The sequence below is a fragment of the Providencia sp. PROV076 genome, from assembly GCF_028483405.1.
Taxonomy (GTDB): Bacteria; Pseudomonadota; Gammaproteobacteria; order Enterobacterales; family Enterobacteriaceae; genus Providencia; species Providencia huaxiensis.
Window position 1 is genome coordinate 13,962 of the sequence record NZ_JAMPRR010000035.1, and the last position, 20,907, is coordinate 34,868.

Consider the following 20,907-nt stretch of genomic DNA (forward strand, 5'->3'; position numbering starts at 1 on the left):
TATTCCAAGGAGCATACATAAGTATGTGACTTGGGTAGCCGAGAGCAGCCAACGCACTTATCGCTTGAAGAATGACAAGGAAAGCTTATACTGAAACCTCTTGTCGGAGTGCCTAGTATGCATACGCATCAGGCTGAGACCGTTAATTCGGGATCCGCGGAACCTGATCGGGTTAATACCCGCGAAGGGAACAAGAGTAATCACTCAGCGTCATTTCACCCCACTACATTTGGTGAAAAATTCAGCGCAAGCCTTTTTATTACTCCTCCGAACTCCTGACAAGCAACTTTCTTTCGATAAACCCGCTACTCACTAAACTGTGATAGCCGTGACAATGTCAGGAAATTGCTATGTCCAATAATACAGAACAAAATATCATCCCTACTGCTGATTTATCGCCACAAGCAGCCCCGGCTCGCACCCGTAAAGCTCAACGTGATGCCGCTGAAACCTTTATTAATACTGTTTCTGGCGTTTCGTTTCCTAATTCACAGCGTATTTATTTACAAGGTTCTAGAGACGATATCCAAGTCCCGATGCGAGAAATCCAACTCTCTCAAACCTTGATCGGGGGCGATAAAGACAACCCACAATTTGAAGATAACGAACCCGTTCCTATCTATGATACATCTGGCCCTTACGGCGACCCAGTTTCTGAATTAAATGTCCATAAAGGCCTTAAAAAAATTCGTGCGCCATGGATAAGTGAACGTGCTGATACCGAACCTGTCGAAAATTTAAGTTCCGATTTTACCCAACAACGTCTCGCTGATGCAGGCCTTGACCATCTGCGCTTTAACAACCGTCCCCACCCATTAAAAGCCCAAACTAACAAGTGTGTTACCCAATTACACTATGCACGAAAAGGTATCGTAACCCCTGAGATGGAGTTTATTGCAATCCGTGAAAATATGGGGCGTGAACGCATTCGTGGCGAAGTTTTATTACAACAACACCCAGGGCAAGGCTTTGGCGCAAATTTACCGGAAAATATTACCCCTGAATTTGTTCGCCAAGAAGTGGCAGCGGGTCGTGCCATCATCCCAGCCAATATCAACCATCCCGAATCGGAGCCGATGATTATTGGTCGCAATTTCTTGGTTAAAGTGAATGCCAACATTGGTAATTCATCGGTCACCTCATCCATTGAAGAGGAAGTGGAAAAACTGATTTGGTCGACGCGTTGGGGCGCAGATACGGTCATGGATTTATCCACTGGCCGTTATATTCACGAAACTCGCGAATGGATTTTACGTAATAGCCCTGTGCCGATTGGAACAGTACCTATCTACCAAGCGCTCGAGAAAGTGAACGGTGTCGCTGAAAATCTTACGTGGGAAATGTTCCGTGACACATTATTAGAGCAAGCAGAGCAAGGCGTCGACTACTTCACTATCCACGCTGGCGTATTACTACGTTATGTGCCAATGACCGCCAAACGCCTAACGGGGATCGTCTCTCGCGGTGGTTCCATCATGGCAAAATGGTGTTTATCTCATCACCAAGAAAACTTTTTATATGAAAACTTCCGTGAAATTTGTGAAATTTGTGCCGCTTACGACGTTTCCTTATCATTAGGAGATGGCCTGCGCCCAGGTTCAATCCAAGACGCCAACGACCAAGCACAATTTGCTGAGCTCCATACCCTTGGCGAGTTAACCAAAATTGCATGGGAATATGATGTCCAAGTGATGATCGAAGGCCCTGGTCACGTGCCAATGCAGATGATCCGCCGTAATATGACGGAAGAACTCGAGCACTGCCATGAAGCGCCTTTTTATACCTTAGGCCCACTCACTACCGATATTGCACCGGGTTACGACCACTTTACCTCTGGTATTGGTGCCGCCATGATCGGCTGGTTTGGTTGTGCAATGCTGTGCTACGTCACCCCGAAAGAGCATTTAGGCTTACCAAATAAAGACGATGTTAAACAAGGGCTAATCACTTATAAGATCGCAGCTCACGCCGCTGACCTTGCTAAAGGCCACCCCGGTGCGCAAATTCGTGATAATGCCATGTCCAAAGCCCGTTTTGAATTCCGTTGGGAAGACCAATTTAACTTGGCATTAGACCCTGAAACTGCTCGCAAATATCACGATGAAACCTTGCCACAAGCTTCTGGAAAAATTGCCCATTTCTGCTCAATGTGCGGACCAAAATTCTGTTCGATGAAGATTTCCCAAGAAGTCCGTGATTACGCAGCCCAAAAAGAAGCAAACGAAAAAGAAGCGGGTATGGAACAGATGTCTGAGGCCTTTCGTGCCCATGGCAGCGAGCTCTATCACGGAGCTGAAATTGTGAATGCAGAGGTGAATGAAAATGCCTAAATTGCCTAATGCTATTATAACGCCAACATCACCCTTTCCAGAGACTGAACAACACCTTGGGCTTTACCCCGTTGTGGATTCCGTTGAATGGATTGAACGTTTGCTTGATGCAGGTGTTTCCACAATCCAATTGCGTATCAAAGACAAACCTGACGCAGATGTGCGTGATGATATTCAAAAAGCCATCGCTTTGGGTAAAAAACATAACGCACGTTTATTCATTAACGATTACTGGCGCTTAGCCGTTGAGTTCGGTGCCTATGGCGTACATTTGGGCCAAGAAGATTTGGAAACGACCGACTTACTGGCAATACACCAAGCTGGGCTACGGTTAGGAATATCAACGCACGATGAGCATGAACTGGCTATCGCAAAATCCGTGCGTCCTTCTTACATTGCTATGGGGCATATCTTTCCAACACAAACGAAAGAGATGCCATCTTCGCCTCAGGGTTTAGAAACGCTTAAAGCCATGGTGGAAGCAACGCCTGATTACCCAACGGTCGCCATTGGTGGGATCTCTATTGATAAAGTCCCTGCCGTGCTAGCAACTGGAGTGGGCAGCGTCGCGCTGGTCAGTGCGATTACCAAAGCCGATGATTGGCGCGCTGCAACAGAAACCTTGCTGAATTTAATTGAGCGAAATACTGCCAACTAGCCAATTTTTAATCACATAACTCGCCCTGCTTTATCATCATAAAACAGGGTTAGTGATGATTTAAGGAATTCAATCATGTTAAGTGACCAAGAATTCATGCGTTACAGCCGCCAGCTACTACTCGAAGACATCAGTCCCGAGGGGCAACAAAAACTGAAAAATAGCAAAGTCCTTATTGTTGGCTTAGGGGGCTTAGGCTCTCCCGCGTCCCTTTATTTAACGGGGGCTGGTGTCGGCGAATTGTGGCTAGCCGATCACGATGATTTACATGTTTCTAACTTACAACGGCAGGTGCTTTATGATACTGATGATATCGGCCAGCCAAAAGCCCAGCTTGCCGCAGATAGACTGCATCAGCTCAATCCGTTGGTAAGAACCCATGTTGTCGCACAAAAGTTGGATATTGAGACTTTAATTCCTTTAGCTGAGCAAGTCGATTTAGTGCTTGATTGCTGCGATAACATGGCCACTCGTCACGCAGTTAATGCCGCTTGTGTCATGACCAATACAACCTTAGTTAGCGGTAGTGCGGTTGGGTTTGGCGGCCAATTAATGGTTCTTGAACCGCCATTTAGCACCGGTTGCTATGCCTGTTTATATCCAGACCAAGATGAACCTGAGCGCAACTGCCGCACTGCTGGGGTATTAGGGCCTGTAGTTGGGATCATCGGCACGCTGCAAGCACTGGAAGCCATTAAATTACTTGTCGGCCTTCCCTCTTCACTGAGTGGTAAATTGCGTTTGTTCGATGGAAAACAACAACAATGGAATACATTGCAATTAACGCCGTCATTGCAATGTCCAATCTGTCGGGAAGAAACATGCATATCATAATTAACGACCAACCTATGGAATTCGACGCCCCACTGACGGTTAATCAATTATTTTCCACTCTCAACCGCCCAATAGTGGGAACTGCACTTGCTATCAACCAAGTGATCATTCCTAAAAGTCAGTGGGATTCGCATCTCATTAATGACCAAGACAATATCTTGTTATTTCAAGCTATCGCTGGGGGCTAATAATGTTAAAAATCGCAGATTTAACTTTTCACTCACGCCTGTTTACTGGAACAGGTAAATTTGCCAGCGCCAACCTAATGCAAGACGCCATTGCGGCCTCAGGCAGTCAATTGGTGACAATGGCAATGAAGCGTATTGACTTACGTGGGCAAGATGATGGCATTCTACAACCTCTGCAAGAACTGGGTGTGAAACTATTACCGAATACCTCTGGTGCGAAAAATGCCCAAGAGGCGGTGTTTGCCGCGCGCCTAGCTCGAGAAGCCCTCGGTACCAATTGGGTCAAACTCGAAATTCATCCAGATATGCGTTATTTGCTACCCGATCCTATCGAGACATTGCTTGCCGCGGAGCAGCTCGTTAAAGAGGGATTCGTTGTATTGCCTTACTGCAGCGCAGACCCAGTGTTATGCCGTCGTTTAGAAGAAGTTGGCTGTGCCGCTGTGATGCCATTAGGCGCACCGATAGGCACAAACAAAGGCTTAGCAACCAAAGAAATGCTTCGTATCATTATTGAACAGGCCTCTGTCCCTGTCGTCGTAGATGCAGGAATTGGTGCACCAAGCCATGCGGCAGAAGCGATCGAAATGGGTGCTGATGCCGTTTTAGTCAATACCGCAATCGCGGTAGCTAAGCAACCGGTACTTATGGCAAAAGCGTTTAAACTGGCTGTCGAAGCCGCTGAATTGGCCTATCAAAGTGGGTTAGCTGCACCGAAGCAACAGGCGCAAGCATCAAGCCCGTTAACCAGTTTCTTAGGGGCCTTATCATGACCCCAAGTTTCCAAGAACGCTTACAAGCGCTAGATTGGGACGATACGACACTGCGGATAAACAGTAAAACCGCTGTCGATGTGGAACACGCTTTAGCGGCAGACATACTCACACTCGATGATTTTATGGCGCTGCTTTCCCCTGCTGCCCGTCCCTATATTGAACTAATGGCACAAAAGGCTCAGAAACTCACCCGCCAGCGCTTTGGCCATGCAGTTGGGTTTTACGTACCACTTTATTTATCGAACCTATGCGCAAACGATTGTACTTATTGCGGTTTTTCGATGAGTAATAAAATTAAACGTAAAACCCTAAGTGACGATGAAATCATTAATGAGTGTGAAACCATTCGCAAAATTGGTTTTGATAGCTTATTGCTGGTCACTGGGGAACACCAAAGTAAAGTGGGTATGGACTATTTCCGTCACACACTCCCCATCATTCGCCCTTATTTCAGTTCCTTAATGATGGAAGTGCAGCCATTAAGCACAGAGGAATATAAGGAGTTGAAAACGTTGGGGTTAGATGGTGTGATGGTCTATCAAGAAACCTACCATGAGCCCACGTATCAGCTACATCATCTCAAAGGCAAAAAGCAGGATTTTCACTGGCGCCTAGCCACTCCAGAGCGTTTAGGGGAAGCAGGTATAGATAAAATCGGCCTTGGCGCGTTAATTGGTTTATCAAACAGTTGGCGTACCGATTGCTATATGGTTGCAGAACATTTGTTGTACTTACAGCAATACTATTGGCAAAGTCGTTATTCTATCTCTTTTCCTCGCTTACGCCCTTGTGCGGGTGGCGTTGAACCGGCATCACTGATGAGTGAGGCAGAATTAGTGCAATTAATTTGTGCTTTTCGCTTACTCGCACCGAATGTTGAGCTTTCCCTCTCAACCCGTGAATCGCCTTATTTCCGTGATCACGTCGTGCCATTGGCAATTAATAACGTCAGTGCGGGTTCGAAAACCCAGCCGGGTGGATATGCAGATACCAAAGAAGAGCTAGAACAGTTTTCTCCAAATGATAACCGCAGTGCCACACAAGTCGCACATGCCCTTGTGCAAGCCGGTTTACAGCCCGTTTGGAAAGATTGGGATAGCTATTTAGGCCGTTAAATTTTGCGGGCTAACGCGATGTTAGCCCGCAAGTAACGATCAGTAAATGAATTCATATATAGTTTAATATCATTCATACTGTGCTACTAATCATAAAATATGAGCAATACTCATTGCCATCACTAGGAAAAAATCAATCATATTTTTAACTTTTTGTATTAATTACGTATTATATTCTTATTACTTAATATTATAAATATAAACAATTAATAGATCATTACTTTATTGTTCTATTAAGTTATAACACCATAATAAAAGATATTTCAAAACCCATTACCTTTACACCATTATTCCACATAGAAAAAATTTACTATAGGAATATTTAATATGGGACACCCAAGTATTTATCCTTCAGGAACTACTATTTTCAATAAAGAAAAAACATTTAGTGGTTATACCCTTTTTAACGCACCTGGAAAAGGTGCGCTATTAATTGATATGAATGGCCGAGAAGTGCATTTATGGCAAGGAGTTGATGGTTTTCCTAATAAAATTTTACCTGGTGGATATTTATTTGGTAGTCATGGTTTGCGATCACCTAAATATGGTGTTCAAGATCAAGTTGATTTAGTTCAATTTGATTGGGATGGTAACATTATATGGTCATTCAATAAATTAGAAAAAATACAAGATCCCAATCAAGAAATAATATGGATGGCAAGACAACATCATGATTTTCAACGTGATGGAAACCCTGTTGGTTATTATTCTCCTACATTAACATCACAAACCCATAGCGGAAATACTCTAATACTATGCCATAAGAATATTTACAAACCTGAAATATCAGATAAATGGCTACTTGATGATATTTTTATCGAAGTAGATTGGCAAGGTAATATTATCTGGCAATGGGCATTTAGCGATCACTTTTCAGAATTAAATTTCAGCGAAGAAGCTAGAAATGTTTTATATCGTGACCCAAATATGCGTAGTGCCGGTGGAGGCATGGGAGATTATCTACATATTAATACCATGTCTCGTATAGGACCAAATCTACATTATGATAATGGAGACGAACGTTTTCATCCTGATAATATTATTTGGGATTCTAGAGAAGCAAATATAATCGGAATAACGAGCCGGAAAACTGGAAAAATAGTTTGGCAATTAGGGCCCGATTATAACAACAAACAAGTTCATCATCTTGGTTGGATTATCGGACCTCATCATGCTCATATTATACCTCATGGCCTTCCAGGCGCAGGAAATCTGTTAATTTTTGATAATGGCGGCTGGGCAGGTTATGGAGCACCAAACCCTTCATCTGTATATGGCTTAAAAAATGCATGGCGAGATAGTTCTCGAGTATTAGAAATAAACCCAGTTACTCTCGAAATTATTTGGCAACATGATGCAGAAAAACTAGGCTTTGCCGCTCCCATGGATTCAAGTCGATTCTATAGCCCATATGTAAGTAGCGCTCAGCGTCTACCAAATGGTAATACTTTAATTACCGAAGGCTCAAATGGGCGATTGATTGAAATAACAGCTGAACATGAGATTGTGTGGGAATATGTCTCGCCTTACTGGCGAGAAGGAAAAAAACGCAATAATATGATCTATCGTGCTTATAGAATCCCTTATGATTGGATCCCTCAATTAGATATACCTGAAGAAAATAGCATAGCACCTATGGATGTCTCTCAATTCCGATTACCAAATGCAGCTCCTAAAGATACAATTACAGGAGTGTATATCGAAGGAATAATAAAACATAAAATTTCAGATGATGATATCTTATGTATTGCTCGAACTAGAGATAATCATCCCTCTAAGAAATCTGATACCTTTTTCTTTTCCGATAACATATATGAAATAGATAGTGAAACATTCGACTCAATTATTAATGAAAATAAAAATAATTTGATATTCTTCGGTACTAGTTGGTGCAATAAATGTAAAGTATTGAGTGAGTTATTGCCTTCATTAGTAAAACGTTACTCAATAAATAAAATCAATTATCTCTCTGTAGATAATTCTGTTGAAATCCTTCAAAAGTATTCACTTAGAAGCATACCTATTATTGCAATTTCAAATAATGGGAAATTAGTGGATAAACTCGTTGGATTACAGGATACAACAACATATGTGAGTTTCCTCAATCAATATTTCGACAAAATAAATTGAGGCTTATATATCATGTTGAAAAACAGTTTTTTCTTGCTTCTACTTCCAGTTATTATTTTTACAACTTGGTATATTACAACAACAATTGGAGGTGTTTCCCCTGTTATTTTTCCATCTATTCCACAAGCATGGCATTCTTTGAATTTCCAGCTATATTCTGGGCAATTATGGCAAGATTTATCAATTAGTTTATCCCGAGTATTAATAGCCTTTGTTATCGCTGCTATTTTTGCTTTTTTTCTTGGTATTATCATGGCATTGTCGCTACGAACAAACCAAATTTTCAACCTAACATTAAATGCTATACGTCAAATTCCTCCACTAGCATGGATACCATTATTAATTTTATGGTTTGGAATTGGTGAAGTAACTAAAATTATTCTTATTATAAAAAGTGCCTTTTTCCCTATCTTACTAAGTACTATCAATGGAATACAAACGACACCTATGACTTATATTGAATTAGGTAATCTTTATCAATTCAATATTTGGCAAAAATTACGAAAAATTTATATTCCATCACTACTTCCCAACCTATTTACAGGTTTAAGGCTTGCAATGGGGTTATCTTGGGCAACAGTTGTTGCAGCAGAAATGATCGCTGCTAACTCGGGTATTGGCTATCGCATCAATGATGCCCGGATTATGCTAGATTCCCCAGTCGTAATAGTGGGTATTCTTGTTATCGGTATAGTCGGTTTATTATTAGATAAGATTTTATTAATTATATCTTATTACCTGCTGCCATGGTTAAGAACAGAAAGGAGATAGATATGCTATCAATCAAAAATGGATTTAAAAACTTTACTATCAATAATAAGTTACTTCCTGTTTTAGAAGATATTAACCTTCAAGTTCAAAAAGGTGAATTTGTTGCTATCGTTGGCCATAGTGGTTGTGGGAAAAGTACTTTACTACGCATAATTGCAGGCTTAAACCAATTCAATAGTGGAAGTGTACTATTTAAAAATAAAGAGATAACCAAACCAAATATAGAAAGAGGAATGATTTTTCAAGAAAATAGGCTTCTACCTTGGTTAACAATTGCCGATAATATCGCTTTCGGATTAGACCATATAGATAAAAAAACGAAGAAAATTCTAGTTGAAAATTATTTAAAACTCGTAAACTTGACTGAGTTTGCTAATGCTTATCCCAAACAACTCTCAGGTGGAATGGCACAACGTGCAGCAATTGCCCGTACCATAATCACCCAACCTGAACTATTGTTATTGGATGAACCGCTTGGCGCACTTGATGCTTTAACAAAAATTGAGATGCAACGAGAGATTTTATCTATCAAACAAGAAAAGCAACTGACGATGATTTTAGTTACTCATGATATTGAAGAGGCAATATATTTGGGAAATCGAGTAATTATAATGTCATCCCGCCCTGGAAACATAAAAAAAATAATTGATATTAATCTTCCTTATCCACGAAATCGAGGCAGTTCTGATTTTGCATATTATAAAAGAATTATTCTTCAAGAATTTTTCGATAATTCTGCAGAACTTTTTGCAAGTGAATATGAAATCTAGAAGGAACATATCATGGTATTATTAAATTATATCAAATTTCCTATTATAGTATTAATTTCGTTCATTCTAGTTGGTTGTGGGGATGAAAGGCTACCTGACAGTAAAAATAATGAAAAAATTGTTCGTATTGGCACAGCAGATAATAATGGTCGTTTAAGTGGTTTGCTCGGTTTAGCAAAACAGCTAGGATATCTTGAAGAAGAGCTACAAAAAGTTGATTACCAATATTCCATTTCTGGTTTTGCAGGAGCAGGGCCTGCCGTCAATGAAGGCCTAGCGACAAATGCCATTGATATTGCTGTTTATGCTGATTTTCCAGGAATTATAGCCACATCGAGAGGTGTACCCTTAAAATTAATCATGTCAGAGGATTCTTCCATCAATGCCAATATCGCAGTAAGAAAAGATAGCAATATTCACTCATTAGCTGACCTTAAAGGCAAGAAAGTTGCATTACCACGAGGAACGTATATGCAACGGTATTTCACGCTATTTATTGAACAACAAGGGTATAAATTATCTGACTTCAATATTATTCAAATGACAAATGATGCTGAATCCGCATTATTAAACGGAGCAATTGATGCGATGGTATGGACTGAGCAAAGTACCGCCCGTTTAGAAAATAAATCCCCAACTATTACAACACTTTATTCAACCCGTACTGAACCTGAACTCTCAGGTATTTCTGTTATCGTAGGGCGAGAAGCATTCATAAATCAAAATGAGAATGTGATTAAAGCAATGAATATTGCTTTATTAAAAGCAAGTAAATATGCGCAAAATAATCCCGATCAGGCAGAAATTTTACTTGCTAAAGAAAGCGATACTAATGTTGAAATCATTAAAAAAATACATGATTTTCATAGTATAGATAGTTTTTCTAAACGCTATTCCGTTAATATTACTGATAATGACATCCGTAAGTTAAAGCAAACTCAACAATTTTTGATTGATAACAAAATTATCACTAAGCCTATTGATATAAAAAATTGGGTTTATACTAAAAAATAAACGCCTAAATGAAACCATATCCCTTTTTATTTCTTTTCTAGCAAAGATTTTTCTTCATCTTTGCTTTTTTTATCAAAATATTAAGCAATGTTATCCCACTTGATCGTATTTTCTAAAATAAGTGCCAAGATAATGCCCATTAGCAGCCCATTACCCAGTAAAGAACTAAACATTGTTGGTAAAGAACTTAATACCGCAGCAGGTGCTGACATCAAGAAGATACCAATAAAAATAGGTAGAGCAAGGCGATAAATATTACGTGCATTTAGCTTCATATCTGCCAGAAACGAAAATGAAGAAAATAACAGAGGCAGATAAGTCGCCAACATGACCGCGCTGCCAATGGCTAACGGTAAAGAGCGAAAAAATTGGGTCAATACTGCAACGCCCCCCACACATAAGAAAATAAGGCTGCCAATACTAAAAGAGGTACGTGAACTATCTTTTGTTTGGGTAATTAAACCAATGGATGAAACAAACGGTGAAAAAGGCACGACCCCTATTGGCGCGGCTAATATCGTGACGAACCCTGACATCATAAAACTACGTCGATATAGGGACTTCGTCGGCAATGAATCGGGGTAAAACACATCAGTTCCTCGCATCGCTCCAAATGTATTTGATGTATTTAATATCCCAGCCAAAATAGCCGTCAATACAATACTCATATTGACTTCATCGGAGCGACCTAATGGAAATAGCATCCATTCCCCTGATGAAACAGAGGATATTGCGCTGCCAAATAGCCCACTATAAGCAACCCACCCGATAATTGTCCCAATTAATAACGCATATTTACTGATGCTCATGGGTAAATAAATAATCATTCCGATGACAAATATCAGTACTGCGAGCGCTAAAAAGAAGACAGGGTAATTGACCGTGATATTTTCGCCTCCGACACCAAATGGTAGTCCTAGCATTCCTTTTAAGAAAATAGTTACTAACTGGGCGCCAAGCAAAAACATAAATACGACTAAAACACCCGGTTTAAACAAACTCGCCAACCAACCGCCCAATCCACTCAAACCAATAAGAATAGTCACGACCCCAGACAAGAAAATACCAATAGCTAAACTCCAGCCGATAGTGCCAAGGGGAGTTCCTTGCATCGATTCTGATAATGTGACAGTTAAAATTGTTGCCCACCACAACCCTGTCGGCCCTTCCATTACTGAGCGCTTGTGCCCTAAAAATGCTTGCAATAAACAAGCCAGAGCTGTTAATAAGAAAGCATACTGGGTAATAACAAATGTGGTTTGTGGTGATAAATGAAAAGCGGACTGTAACGTCGGAGGAATAACAACCGTATTACAAAAGATAAAAAAGAACCATTGAAAACCAGAAATAATATTATTTTTTGTAATAGCAATATTCCGCATATTCATTCCTTACCGGCGATTATGTACCTAACCAGCTTAATGTTTATAACGGAAAATTTCTAATTTAAATCCAGCTGTTATGATATTGATAAATTACAATTAATTCTTATCATGATGAGAACTAGCTTCATACACTATTAACTCTGATTTTTGATCATTATTCTGCTATCTAATATTAATAAAGCGGGAAAAAATATTATTCCCGCTTTATTTTTATCGGTGATCAAGATAAAAAACGCTTAGTCAGCAATAAACGTTATAGATAAGGAAGTGGCCAATGTTTAAAATAAATATGCTTAGCTTGCCAATCCACTTTATCAATATTGTCAGCCAGTAAATATTTTGCGACGGTAAATGCAAATTCAAAACTCACACCGAGCCCTTTTGCACTGATAAATTTCCCGTCAACAACAACATCTTGGTCAACATAAATACCATCATCAAACTTCTCAGCGAGTTTGTCCCCGGTACTATAATGCCGCCTTTCCAGTAAGCCATGGGCGGCTAGCACCTTCGCACCAGAAGAACATAGCGCACAAATATATTTATCCTCATGTATATGCCGGCGAAGAAAATCAACCACCTTTTCATTCGCATATAAACGGTCAGTTCCTTTTGGCCCACCTGGCATCATCACTGCATCATAAGTATGAGATAATTTATCGACTAAAAGATAATCTGCACTAATTTTAGTGCCAAAATACGTATTTAAAACAAGCGTATCCATGCAAGACAGCACATCAACATGAATATCTAGCCGACGCATGATATCAATGAAAACGACAGCTTCCCCTTCCTCAAAGCCATCCGCGAGCAAAACAGCAACTTGTTTCATGACATTCCTTTTATTTTCAAAAAGAGTTATTGCAGGGCATCCGCAATAACTTTGGGTTATACATCAAGCAAATCCAGATAGTTTTGCTTATTAAAGTGTTCCATCACTTTTGCAAACACGAATTTTATCCATCACCACCGCTTTCATCGCTGCCTTTCCTGGAACCAGATAATGGCGAGGATCAGTGGCTTCTGGGTTTTCAATGAAATACTGCTTAATTGCATCAGAGAACGCGATTTTGAGCTCTGTCGCGACATTGACTTTACAAATTCCAAGCTCAATACAATGCCTAACATCCGCATCAGGGATCCCCGAAGCACCATGAAGCACTAACGGTAAATCCGTTTTCTTACGGATAGCGTCTAGTCTAGCGAAATCTAGGTGTGGCTCATTTTTGTACATGCCGTGAGCGGTTCCAATGGCAACAGCCAAGGAATCAATACCGGTTCTTTGAATAAAAGTTACGGCAGCATCAGGGTCAGTGAAAAGCGCATCCGCTGCATCGACAACTAAGTCATCTTCTTGCCCCCCTAAACGCCCTAGTTCAGCCTCAACCGTGCAGTCCCACTGATGGCAAAAATCAACAACCCGCTTAACGATTTGAATATTTTCTTCAAACGGAAAATGAGAAGCATCAATCATTGCAGAACGTACACCTGCGGAGACTTTTTGGAAAATATCAGGGATATCTTCATGATGGTCGAGATGCAAAGCCACGGGAACTTTATAACGCTCAGCCGCTTGCTGGCAGATTGCAATCAAGTAGTCACTTCCTGCATAAGAAAATGTACTTGGTGTGCCTGCTAAAATAACGGGGGATGCCATTTCTGCGGCCGTTTCCATGACAACTTGAATGGTTTCTAAATTATGAATATTAAATGCGGGAACCGCATAGCCACCCAGTTGGGCTTTGTTCAACATATTACGGGTAGATACCAAGTACATAATCGCCTCTTAACTTTCGATTGATTTCGAATAATATTAAACGAAAGAATCAGAAAGGTAAAAGATCTAAATCACATTTCCATTCCTTTCGCACTGAAAGCAAATGAAAGAGAGGCTAGAAGTAGTGAGTCATTTTAGAGCTATAACTGGTCACCCCCTTACGTAACAGATTGTTTTTAGGGCGTCTTGACTGGCCTAGTAGCGTTTCAATCACTTTCTGAGAGCATAATTGTTTCTCTAAGCGACGCGTCAACGGGGATTGCTGTTTGAGGTAATCTTCACGAAATATCACGGTAACCTCTTGTGTTTCTTTCACACCAATAACCGTTGCCGAAATTGACGGTATTTCGAAATGAAAGTCTGAACACTCAATTGGCAATGGAGTGCGAAGGCTATCCCAAAGTTGAATTCGGTTGCCGCAATATAGAGCAATGACCACCGCACGTAATGACCAAAAACTACTCGCTGGGCCACTATAGTTATCGACTAAGCGTGCATCATAGCCAAATAAACCTTGAGTTGGCGCTCCTGCTTTTAAGGCACCATGACCAATAAAATAACGCAAAGTGCTTTCTAGTGCGTTTTTAGCCTCCCCCACACTCACAGCGTTTCCACCCAAATCAACGCCTGCCAATAAAGGCGCGGATACTGCGAGGCGATAACATGCACTGCGGCCAAAAAAAGGGATGCCTTGAGGTGTCATAAAATATCGGTAATGATGGTTAAACTGATTTAATGAACTACGAATGAATTCTTCATCAAAATCAGGGCATATCTGGTTAAGCCAATATAATGAGTAGTAAAACCCCCATGCATTGTAGTAGTCAAAGTTACCTTTCGCGCCATCCCGAAACCAACCATCACCCACGTAAAATTGTTTCACTCTTTCATAGCGCCACGTTGCAATAGTATCTCGACCAGTGAGTGCTCGGATCACAAATTGCACAGTAAGCGGGAACAGGTGCCAGTTGTTGTCTACGATATCGCAATGATTAACTTGTTCGAACCATGTAATGATCCTCTGTTGTGCAGACTTATCCAATTTTTCCCATACCCACTCACGACTTAACCAGAGAGTCAGCGCTAAATCTGCAGACTCACAAATTTTTTGGTCATAATTTTCAAGCCTTCCCCAATAGCCTTTATGAGTGGGATCTGTGCCATGTAAAAATGCATTCTTGATAATGTCAGAAATGTCAATTGATGCTAAATTTATCCCTTTCAATATTGCTTTTTGGCTGTGAGCTAGCCATGAAGCAAGTAAAGGCAGTACCCTACTAACCCCTTCTAGAGCATCTGTTCGTACCGTTTGCTGGCCCGGGCTACCGGGGTAGTATGCGTGAGAGTAGCCCCATGTTTGATAATGAACAAAAGCTTCCGTGGTATAGCGAACTAATAATTCGCAAAGAACTGAAAGTGATTGATTTTCATCTTGAAAGGCTTTGGTGATGTGGTTATCGTTACATTGATAGGCTGACTTTCTAATTAATCTTCGAATGATATTTTCTTTGAATAGCTTCTGGTAAATTTTTATATTTGGGTGTTCATAAGGCAGCTTTGGACGTTCAGTAGGTGTTGTCATACGTATTTCTCTATCATGCAAACAGGCGCATCCTTGCGCGCAGGCTAAAACAAAATTTTGTATTTATTTTGCTGATTCAATCAGGACTTGGTAACGATCTTGTCCCCATAAAACGGGTTTTGGCTTATCTTTAACCCATTGATAATAAGCCGATTTCAACTCTTTCACTTTTTCTGGATATTGAGCTGCTAAGTTATTCGATTCGGCCGGGTTTTGTTTATCATTGAATAATTGGAGCTGGTTAGAACCATCATCATAAAAATAAAGAGCCCACTCTCCATCACGGATAGCCCATGAACCTTTCGATAGTTTTTCTAAATTAGGGTTGTTTGGAATTTCTTTGCGTTGATAAGTGATCCATTCATGGTAGCCATGCCAAAAATCTTGGTTTTCTTCGCTGTAATGTTTCGTCCCTGGACCTGTCCAATACAGATAATTATGTGGCGACTTTTCTGCTTTCCCCGTTAAGAGTGGCATAATGTTTTTGCCTTCAACCTTCATACTATCGGGAATGGTGATCCCTGCGCTTTGTAATGCGGTTGGTAAGATATCAATCGCTGAAACCATCGCATCACTGTGTTTACCCGCAGGAATATGCCCCGGCCAATAAGCGACAAATGGAACACGTACACCACCATTAAACATTTGCCCTTTAAAGCCTTTATCCATTGCATTCATTGGCATTGGCGACTCATGCACCGCGCCATTGTCAGAAATAAAGAAGATTAAGGTATTATCTAATTCACCATTTTCCTTTAGTGTATTGATAATTTTACCAATTCCCTCATCTGCGGCATTGAGCGCAGCAAAATATTTGTCGGCTTCAACATTGCCAGTATTGAATTTATCCATGTATTTCGCAGGGGAAGCTTCTTCTAACGGAATGTGCGGCACACTATATGAAAGGTTGATAAAAAAAGGTTTGTCCTTGTGCCCATCAATGAATTTAATGGTTTCATCCGTTAGCAAATGTGTGGTATAGCCGGGAGCTGGCACATTTTCACCATTTCGCCACATTGCGGGGGAGTTCCAAAGTGCCGCTCCTGATGCATAGAAACTATATGCATAATCGAAACCTCTTTCATGAGGCGCGAAACCTGGTTCCGGTGTTGAAATCATATTATCGTGATAATCACGAGTTTGCTTTTCTGCTGCAATTTTAGGTTTTTTCAATACCTTCGCATTATGCCACTTTCCAATACTGGCGGTGGCATAGCCATTTTCTTGGAATAATGCAGGTAATAGTTTGATATCTTGAGGAATACCTAACATCGCATCATCGTTACTGTAAGTACCAAAACTTGCAGGAGAGCGGCCAGTAAAAATACCGGCTCGTGATGGGCCACAGACAGGATGAGCCACAAATGCATTGGTCATCTTAATTCCGCCAGCCGCCATGTCAGCGACATTTGGCATCGCTATTTTTGCCGCTTCCACCATCTTATTAATATCGCCCTGATAACGTTGTGGTGACGGGCGCTTCGCAAGTTCGTTAACATCAATGCTATCAAGTACAAAATCGAGCTGTCCTGTTCCTAAGTCATCCATAACAATCAGTAAAACATTCGGCTTCTCCGGTGTACCACCTGCATTCGCTGCAATTGGAGGCACTAAACTACTGGTTGCAATCAGCCCTGCTAACAGGCTTTTCTTCATAGAAGGTAATCTCACAAAAATATCTCCAGATAATATTGTTATTGCTTATAAGCGTGCTGTATTTCGCCAAGTGCATCACTGGCTAATGCGCCACGTGATATCGCTTGGCGCATTAACTGCATGCCTAAAGCGGTATGATGGAAAATCTTTTTATATGAACGACATAAATAGTTATGGCGATATTTTTCACCTTCTATCGCCGTGATCCGGTGCTTAGGACAACCGCCATAACAAAGGCTTTGAACCTCACAGCGCTGGCAAAGACTCGTTAGCTTGTCATATTTATTTTGCCCAAAACGGATTTGCTGCTTAGAGGAAACAAGACGAGAAAGGGAATGTTGTTGTACGTTACCCACCCGATTTGCTGGGTACACATAGTGGTCACAGGAATAGACATCTCCATTCGACTCAATAATCAGCGCTTGTCCACACGTTTTAGATTGCACACAGGTTGATGCCGGATAGCCCATCCAAGTGCCTAATAAGCTATCAAATAGACGAATATAAATTTTGCCAATGTCTCCTTGGTGGACCCATTCATCAAAAACATCAGCCATAAACTGCCCATACCCCTCAGCGGGTACTGAAAAAGGAGCCATCACTGCATTTGGCCCAGGGGCATAATGGCCACCTTGGGTATGAGGAAAGCGCCTATCTACCTCAACAATGGGGATAAACTGAAAGAAAGTGGAACCCAATGCTTTCAAAGCTCGATACGTTTCTTTTCCTTTTCGCCAATTTTGGTCATTAACAACGGTTAAGGTATTAAATTCAACGCCATATTCAATCAGGAGCTGAACCGCTTTCTTTACACGTTCAAAAGTTGGATTACCATTAACGGAAATCCGGTATTTATCATGAACAGCTTCTAAGCCATCAATAGATACACCGATTAAAAAACCGTGATCTGCAAAAAACTGTGCCCATTGACGGTTTATCGCAATAGCGTTAGTTTGCACACTATTCGTGATGATTTTTCCTTGGGCATATTGCTTTTGGTACTTAACAACCCGCTCAAAAAATTCGAGCCCTGCGAGGGTTGGCTCCCCACCTTGCCACGAGAAATCCACCTGTTCACCTGCATGAGACTGGATATAGTCTTTGATATAACGACGCAGCACGTTATCAGGCATAACGTCATGTTGGTCTTCCACTGATTGTTCGTGAAATACATTTTCTTTTTCAAGATAAAAACAGTATTCGCATTTAATATTGCAGCGATAGCTGGTGGGTTTCGCCATCATATGAAAATAAGTAGGTTGGTTTGCAGGCATTTAAATTCATCCGAAACAGTCAGGTTATTTTTATAGCATTACGCAAAACACGAAAAATCAAAAGAGATTGAAATCACAAAATTAAAAAATGAAAGAGTTTGAAAGGTTGTAATTTGAGTTAGAAGCATTGAAGAGAGCACAAATAGCACGCATTAAGCCACTAATTTTTGTTTTTGATTTAAAGAAATTTTTATTTCTTTCGAATTTCTAATATCGCCATCGCACTTTATGCCAATTCTTGAGCTTATATTTAGCGATTTTTTTGCAAATATTGCTAATATTCATGCAAAACACAGGGGTTGCTTAGTAAAAGTACAATTATTGCTACTTTATTGATTGGATACTTTCCTATTCGAAGATATGATATTTAAAATTTGAAAATATCCGTAAGCAAGCAACACACAAATCGAAACTTTGTGAAAGAGATCAAAAGTTTTGTTTTTTTTCGTTGTCGGTATTTTTTAGCGTAGTAAACTTAATTCGAAATCAAATGAAAGAAAAGTCATTTGGTTTCGTAAGGAGATGAAAGTGAAAGCGGCTGTTGAACGGCGCATGGAAATCCTCGACATGATTAACCAACAAGGTAAAGCACGGGTCGAAGATTTAGCCGAAATATTTAAAGTTTCAAGTGTCACCATCCGTAGCGATTTAAGCTTTCTTGAAAAAAATGGTTATGTCGTCCGCTCCCATGGGGCAGCAATCCCAAATACTGGGTTTATTGCTGAACTTAGCATCCACGAAAAACGTGGGCAGAATGCGGGCACAAAAACATTAATAGGAAAAGCGGCCGCCGCGCTCATTAATGATGGCGACACAATAATTTTAGACTCGGGGACAACGACACGAGAAATTGCGACCCACTTAAAGTCGCGAGATAGCGTTGTTGTCATGACTAACGGTTTAGATGTCGCAATGGAGTTAGCTACAGCTGCAGGCATTGATGTACTAATGACTGGCGGCGCATTGCGCAAGAATGCTTTATCGTTTTCTGGCTCACAAGCAGAAAACAGCCTCAGAAATTATCGTTTTGACAAGGTTTTTCTTGGGGTTGATGGGTTCGATTTACGCGTTGGTATCACGACACACAATGAACAGGAAGCTAGCCTTAACCGGTTAATGTGTGAAATCTCGGAAACAGTTATTGCGGTTGCTGATTCTACGAAATTCGGTAAGCGCAGTTGTCATATGATCCGTGAATTCGCTGGTATTGATGTTTTGGTGACAGACTCTGGGATCCCTGATGAATATATCCAAGAGTTAAAAAACCATAAAATTGAAGTAATCATCGTCGATAAAGAGCAATAATTCGCTAACTCCATTAACAATACAACCGTGTTGATTGTGGAGTTAGTATTAATGCATCCTTTAGAAAAGATTGTTCAGCAAAATAAACTTGGTAAACAGAATGGCATTTATTCTGTTTGCTCAGCCCACCCATTTGTTATTGAAGCTTCACTGCACCAAGCGCTGGATAATGATTCCTTTCTTTTAATTGAAGCCACATCTAACCAAGTTGACCAATTTGGTGGCTATACGGGTATGACTCCGGCTGACTTCTTCAACTACGTTATTGAAAAAGCAGAAAAAATCAATTTCCCTCTAAATAAATTAATTCTTGGTGGAGACCATTTAGGCCCAAATCGCTGGCAGGGGCTTAATGCCGCTGATGCCATGGATAATGCAGATGTCCTGATTGAGCACTATGTTGCTGCAGGGTTTAAAAAAATACACCTTGATTGCAGTATGTCCTGTGCAGATGACCCAGTTCCACTTACTGATGAAATTGTTGCACAACGGGCTGCCCGACTTGCTGTTATTGCAGAAAAAACTGCCAAAGAAAAATTCGGTTGTAGCGATATCGTCTATGTTATTGGTACTGAAGTTCCTGTTCCTGGTGGAGCAACAGAAGCCCTTGAAGGTGTTGAGGTCACAGACCCACAAGCTGCGAGAAAAACCTTAGACTGCCATGCGAAAGCATTCGAAAAAGCAGGCATCGGTGACTGCTGGACACGTGTTATTGGCCTCGTCGTGCAACCTGGTGTGGAATTCGACCATACCGGTGTTATTGACTATCAACCTGAAAAAGCACAATCATTAAGTCAAGTGGTTGATGACTACCCTCATCTCGTTTTCGAAGCACATTCAACCGATTACCAAACACCGGATGCTTACAAGCAACTAGTGCAAGACCATTTTGCCATTTTAAAAGTTGGCCCTGCTTTAACATTTGCTATGCGGGAAGCCCTCTATTCTCTGTGTGAAATTGAGAATGAAATGTTCCCAACAGAACAGTGCTCTCACTTAAAAGAGAAAATGGAACAGTTGATGTGCCGTGAGCCTGAATTTTGGCAAAAATACTACCATGGTGATGCTCAGCAGCAAGCTTTTGCTCGCGTTTATAGCTTTAGTGACCGTATTCGTTATTACTGGCCTGATAAAGAAATTAACCAAGCCATAGACACCCTGATGGCGAACTTATCTTCAAAATCGATTCCGTTACCACTTCTAAGCCAATATATGCCACATCAATTTCAACAATTGAGAGAAGGCATGATCGACGGCTCAGCGAAATCCTTTATTTTTGCAAAAATTCGCGACGTACTTTCGGTATATGCCGATGCATGTAAATTTAGTCACTGAGGTTTGA

The 20,907-nt window shown here is 40.8% G+C and carries 18 protein-coding genes and 1 riboswitch; of the genes, 12 read left to right on the plus strand and 6 right to left on the minus strand.

Annotated features, from left to right (window positions below; all coding sequences use genetic code 11):
- The first annotated feature begins 94 nt into the window (after positions 1-94).
- Positions 95-207, plus strand: a riboswitch (TPP riboswitch).
- Between the two features lie 143 nt (positions 208-350).
- From thiC to PSF67_RS19195, 10 genes are all read left to right on the plus strand, one after another.
- Complete coding sequence (gene thiC / locus PSF67_RS19150) at positions 351-2,330, plus strand: phosphomethylpyrimidine synthase ThiC (RefSeq protein WP_102140174.1); 1,980 nt, start codon at positions 351-353, stop codon at positions 2,328-2,330.
- Positions 2,323-2,988, plus strand: a complete 666-nt coding sequence (thiE, locus tag PSF67_RS19155; RefSeq protein ID WP_272677489.1) for a thiamine phosphate synthase — start codon at positions 2,323-2,325, stop codon at positions 2,986-2,988. The genes thiC and thiE overlap by 8 nt, the downstream gene beginning before the upstream one ends.
- A gap of 75 nt (positions 2,989-3,063) precedes the next feature.
- Positions 3,064-3,822: a HesA/MoeB/ThiF family protein gene (locus tag PSF67_RS19160; protein WP_210844641.1), complete on the plus strand. Its 759-nt coding sequence runs from the start codon at positions 3,064-3,066 to the stop codon at positions 3,820-3,822.
- Positions 3,810-4,010 (plus strand): sulfur carrier protein ThiS, encoded by a 201-nt coding sequence (gene thiS, locus PSF67_RS19165; protein WP_004264499.1) that lies wholly within the window; start codon positions 3,810-3,812, stop codon positions 4,008-4,010. Before PSF67_RS19160 ends, thiS begins: the two co-directional genes overlap by 13 nt.
- Positions 4,011-4,012: 2 nt before the next feature.
- On the plus strand, positions 4,013-4,783 hold the full coding sequence (locus tag PSF67_RS19170) for a thiazole synthase (RefSeq protein ID WP_102140176.1): 771 nt from the start codon (positions 4,013-4,015) through the stop codon (positions 4,781-4,783).
- Positions 4,780-5,901: a 2-iminoacetate synthase ThiH gene (thiH, locus tag PSF67_RS19175; RefSeq protein ID WP_166268079.1), complete on the plus strand. Its 1,122-nt coding sequence runs from the start codon at positions 4,780-4,782 to the stop codon at positions 5,899-5,901. The genes PSF67_RS19170 and thiH overlap by 4 nt, the downstream gene beginning before the upstream one ends.
- Positions 5,902-6,228: 327 nt before the next feature.
- The gene (locus tag PSF67_RS19180) at positions 6,229-8,031 is read left to right on the plus strand and encodes an arylsulfotransferase family protein (RefSeq protein WP_272677490.1); all 1,803 of its coding nucleotides are present in this window, start codon (positions 6,229-6,231) and stop codon (positions 8,029-8,031) included.
- A 12-nt stretch (positions 8,032-8,043) separates the two neighbouring features.
- Positions 8,044-8,802, plus strand: a complete 759-nt coding sequence (locus PSF67_RS19185; RefSeq protein ID WP_102140179.1) for an ABC transporter permease — start codon at positions 8,044-8,046, stop codon at positions 8,800-8,802.
- Between the two features lie 2 nt (positions 8,803-8,804).
- The gene (locus tag PSF67_RS19190; RefSeq protein WP_229597510.1) at positions 8,805-9,572 is read left to right on the plus strand and encodes an ABC transporter ATP-binding protein; all 768 of its coding nucleotides are present in this window, start codon (positions 8,805-8,807) and stop codon (positions 9,570-9,572) included.
- A 12-nt stretch (positions 9,573-9,584) separates the two neighbouring features.
- The gene (locus tag PSF67_RS19195) at positions 9,585-10,586 is read left to right on the plus strand and encodes an ABC transporter substrate-binding protein (protein WP_102140181.1); all 1,002 of its coding nucleotides are present in this window, start codon (positions 9,585-9,587) and stop codon (positions 10,584-10,586) included.
- A gap of 80 nt (positions 10,587-10,666) precedes the next feature.
- Here PSF67_RS19195 and PSF67_RS19200 read toward each other — a convergent pair whose 3' ends face one another.
- The 6 genes from PSF67_RS19200 to PSF67_RS19225 all read right to left on the minus strand — a co-directional run bounded on the left by PSF67_RS19200 (position 10,667) and on the right by PSF67_RS19225 (position 18,260).
- The gene (locus PSF67_RS19200) at positions 10,667-11,968 is read right to left on the minus strand and encodes a uracil/xanthine transporter (protein ID WP_231068783.1); all 1,302 of its coding nucleotides are present in this window, start codon (positions 11,966-11,968) and stop codon (positions 10,667-10,669) included.
- A 256-nt stretch (positions 11,969-12,224) separates the two neighbouring features.
- Positions 12,225-12,803 carry a DJ-1/PfpI family protein gene (locus PSF67_RS19205; protein WP_166268077.1) on the minus strand — a complete coding sequence of 193 codons (579 nt, stop codon included), beginning with the start codon at positions 12,801-12,803 and terminating at the stop codon, positions 12,225-12,227.
- Between the two features lie 90 nt (positions 12,804-12,893).
- The gene (locus PSF67_RS19210; RefSeq protein WP_102140184.1) at positions 12,894-13,748 is read right to left on the minus strand and encodes a tagatose bisphosphate family class II aldolase; all 855 of its coding nucleotides are present in this window, start codon (positions 13,746-13,748) and stop codon (positions 12,894-12,896) included.
- A gap of 115 nt (positions 13,749-13,863) precedes the next feature.
- Positions 13,864-15,330: a DUF2264 domain-containing protein gene (locus PSF67_RS19215; RefSeq protein ID WP_272677491.1), complete on the minus strand. Its 1,467-nt coding sequence runs from the start codon at positions 15,328-15,330 to the stop codon at positions 13,864-13,866.
- A 63-nt stretch (positions 15,331-15,393) separates the two neighbouring features.
- Positions 15,394-17,001 carry a sulfatase family protein gene (locus tag PSF67_RS19220; protein ID WP_272677492.1) on the minus strand — a complete coding sequence of 536 codons (1,608 nt, stop codon included), beginning with the start codon at positions 16,999-17,001 and terminating at the stop codon, positions 15,394-15,396.
- A 23-nt stretch (positions 17,002-17,024) separates the two neighbouring features.
- Positions 17,025-18,260, minus strand: coding sequence for an anaerobic sulfatase maturase (locus PSF67_RS19225; protein ID WP_210844648.1), 1,236 nt, complete (start codon positions 18,258-18,260; stop codon positions 17,025-17,027).
- Between the two features lie 528 nt (positions 18,261-18,788).
- Here PSF67_RS19225 and agaR point away from each other — a divergent pair.
- The gene (agaR, locus tag PSF67_RS19230) at positions 18,789-19,565 is read left to right on the plus strand and encodes a transcriptional repressor AgaR (RefSeq protein WP_102140188.1); all 777 of its coding nucleotides are present in this window, start codon (positions 18,789-18,791) and stop codon (positions 19,563-19,565) included.
- A 51-nt stretch (positions 19,566-19,616) separates the two neighbouring features.
- Entirely contained in the window at positions 19,617-20,900 is a 1,284-nt protein-coding gene (kbaZ, locus tag PSF67_RS19235; protein ID WP_272677493.1) for a tagatose-bisphosphate aldolase subunit KbaZ, read from the plus strand.
- Positions 20,901-20,907 lie beyond the last annotated feature (7 nt).

Bases quoted from the DNA above. Each gene is read 5' to 3' on its own strand.
- thiC (WP_102140174.1), top strand. From the start codon at position 351: ATGTCCAATAATACAGAACAAAATATCATCCCTACTGCTGATTTATCG.
- PSF67_RS19170 (WP_102140176.1), top strand. From the start codon at position 4,013: ATGTTAAAAATCGCAGATTTAACTTTTCACTCACGCCTGTTTACTGGA.
- PSF67_RS19160 (WP_210844641.1), top strand. From the start codon at position 3,064: ATGTTAAGTGACCAAGAATTCATGCGTTACAGCCGCCAGCTACTACTC.
- PSF67_RS19190 (WP_229597510.1), top strand. From the start codon at position 8,805: ATGCTATCAATCAAAAATGGATTTAAAAACTTTACTATCAATAATAAG.
- PSF67_RS19225 (WP_210844648.1), bottom strand. From the start codon at position 18,260: ATGCCTGCAAACCAACCTACTTATTTTCATATGATGGCGAAACCCACC.
- PSF67_RS19200 (WP_231068783.1), bottom strand. From the start codon at position 11,968: ATGCGGAATATTGCTATTACAAAAAATAATATTATTTCTGGTTTTCAA.
- thiH (WP_166268079.1), top strand. From the start codon at position 4,780: ATGACCCCAAGTTTCCAAGAACGCTTACAAGCGCTAGATTGGGACGAT.
- PSF67_RS19180 (WP_272677490.1), top strand. From the start codon at position 6,229: ATGGGACACCCAAGTATTTATCCTTCAGGAACTACTATTTTCAATAAA.
- PSF67_RS19195 (WP_102140181.1), top strand. From the start codon at position 9,585: ATGGTATTATTAAATTATATCAAATTTCCTATTATAGTATTAATTTCG.
- PSF67_RS19205 (WP_166268077.1), bottom strand. From the start codon at position 12,803: ATGAAACAAGTTGCTGTTTTGCTCGCGGATGGCTTTGAGGAAGGGGAA.
- kbaZ (WP_272677493.1), top strand. From the start codon at position 19,617: ATGCATCCTTTAGAAAAGATTGTTCAGCAAAATAAACTTGGTAAACAG.
- PSF67_RS19185 (WP_102140179.1), top strand. From the start codon at position 8,044: ATGTTGAAAAACAGTTTTTTCTTGCTTCTACTTCCAGTTATTATTTTT.
- thiS (WP_004264499.1), top strand. From the start codon at position 3,810: ATGCATATCATAATTAACGACCAACCTATGGAATTCGACGCCCCACTG.
- thiE (WP_272677489.1), top strand. From the start codon at position 2,323: ATGCCTAAATTGCCTAATGCTATTATAACGCCAACATCACCCTTTCCA.
- PSF67_RS19215 (WP_272677491.1), bottom strand. From the start codon at position 15,330: ATGACAACACCTACTGAACGTCCAAAGCTGCCTTATGAACACCCAAAT.
- PSF67_RS19210 (WP_102140184.1), bottom strand. From the start codon at position 13,748: ATGTACTTGGTATCTACCCGTAATATGTTGAACAAAGCCCAACTGGGT.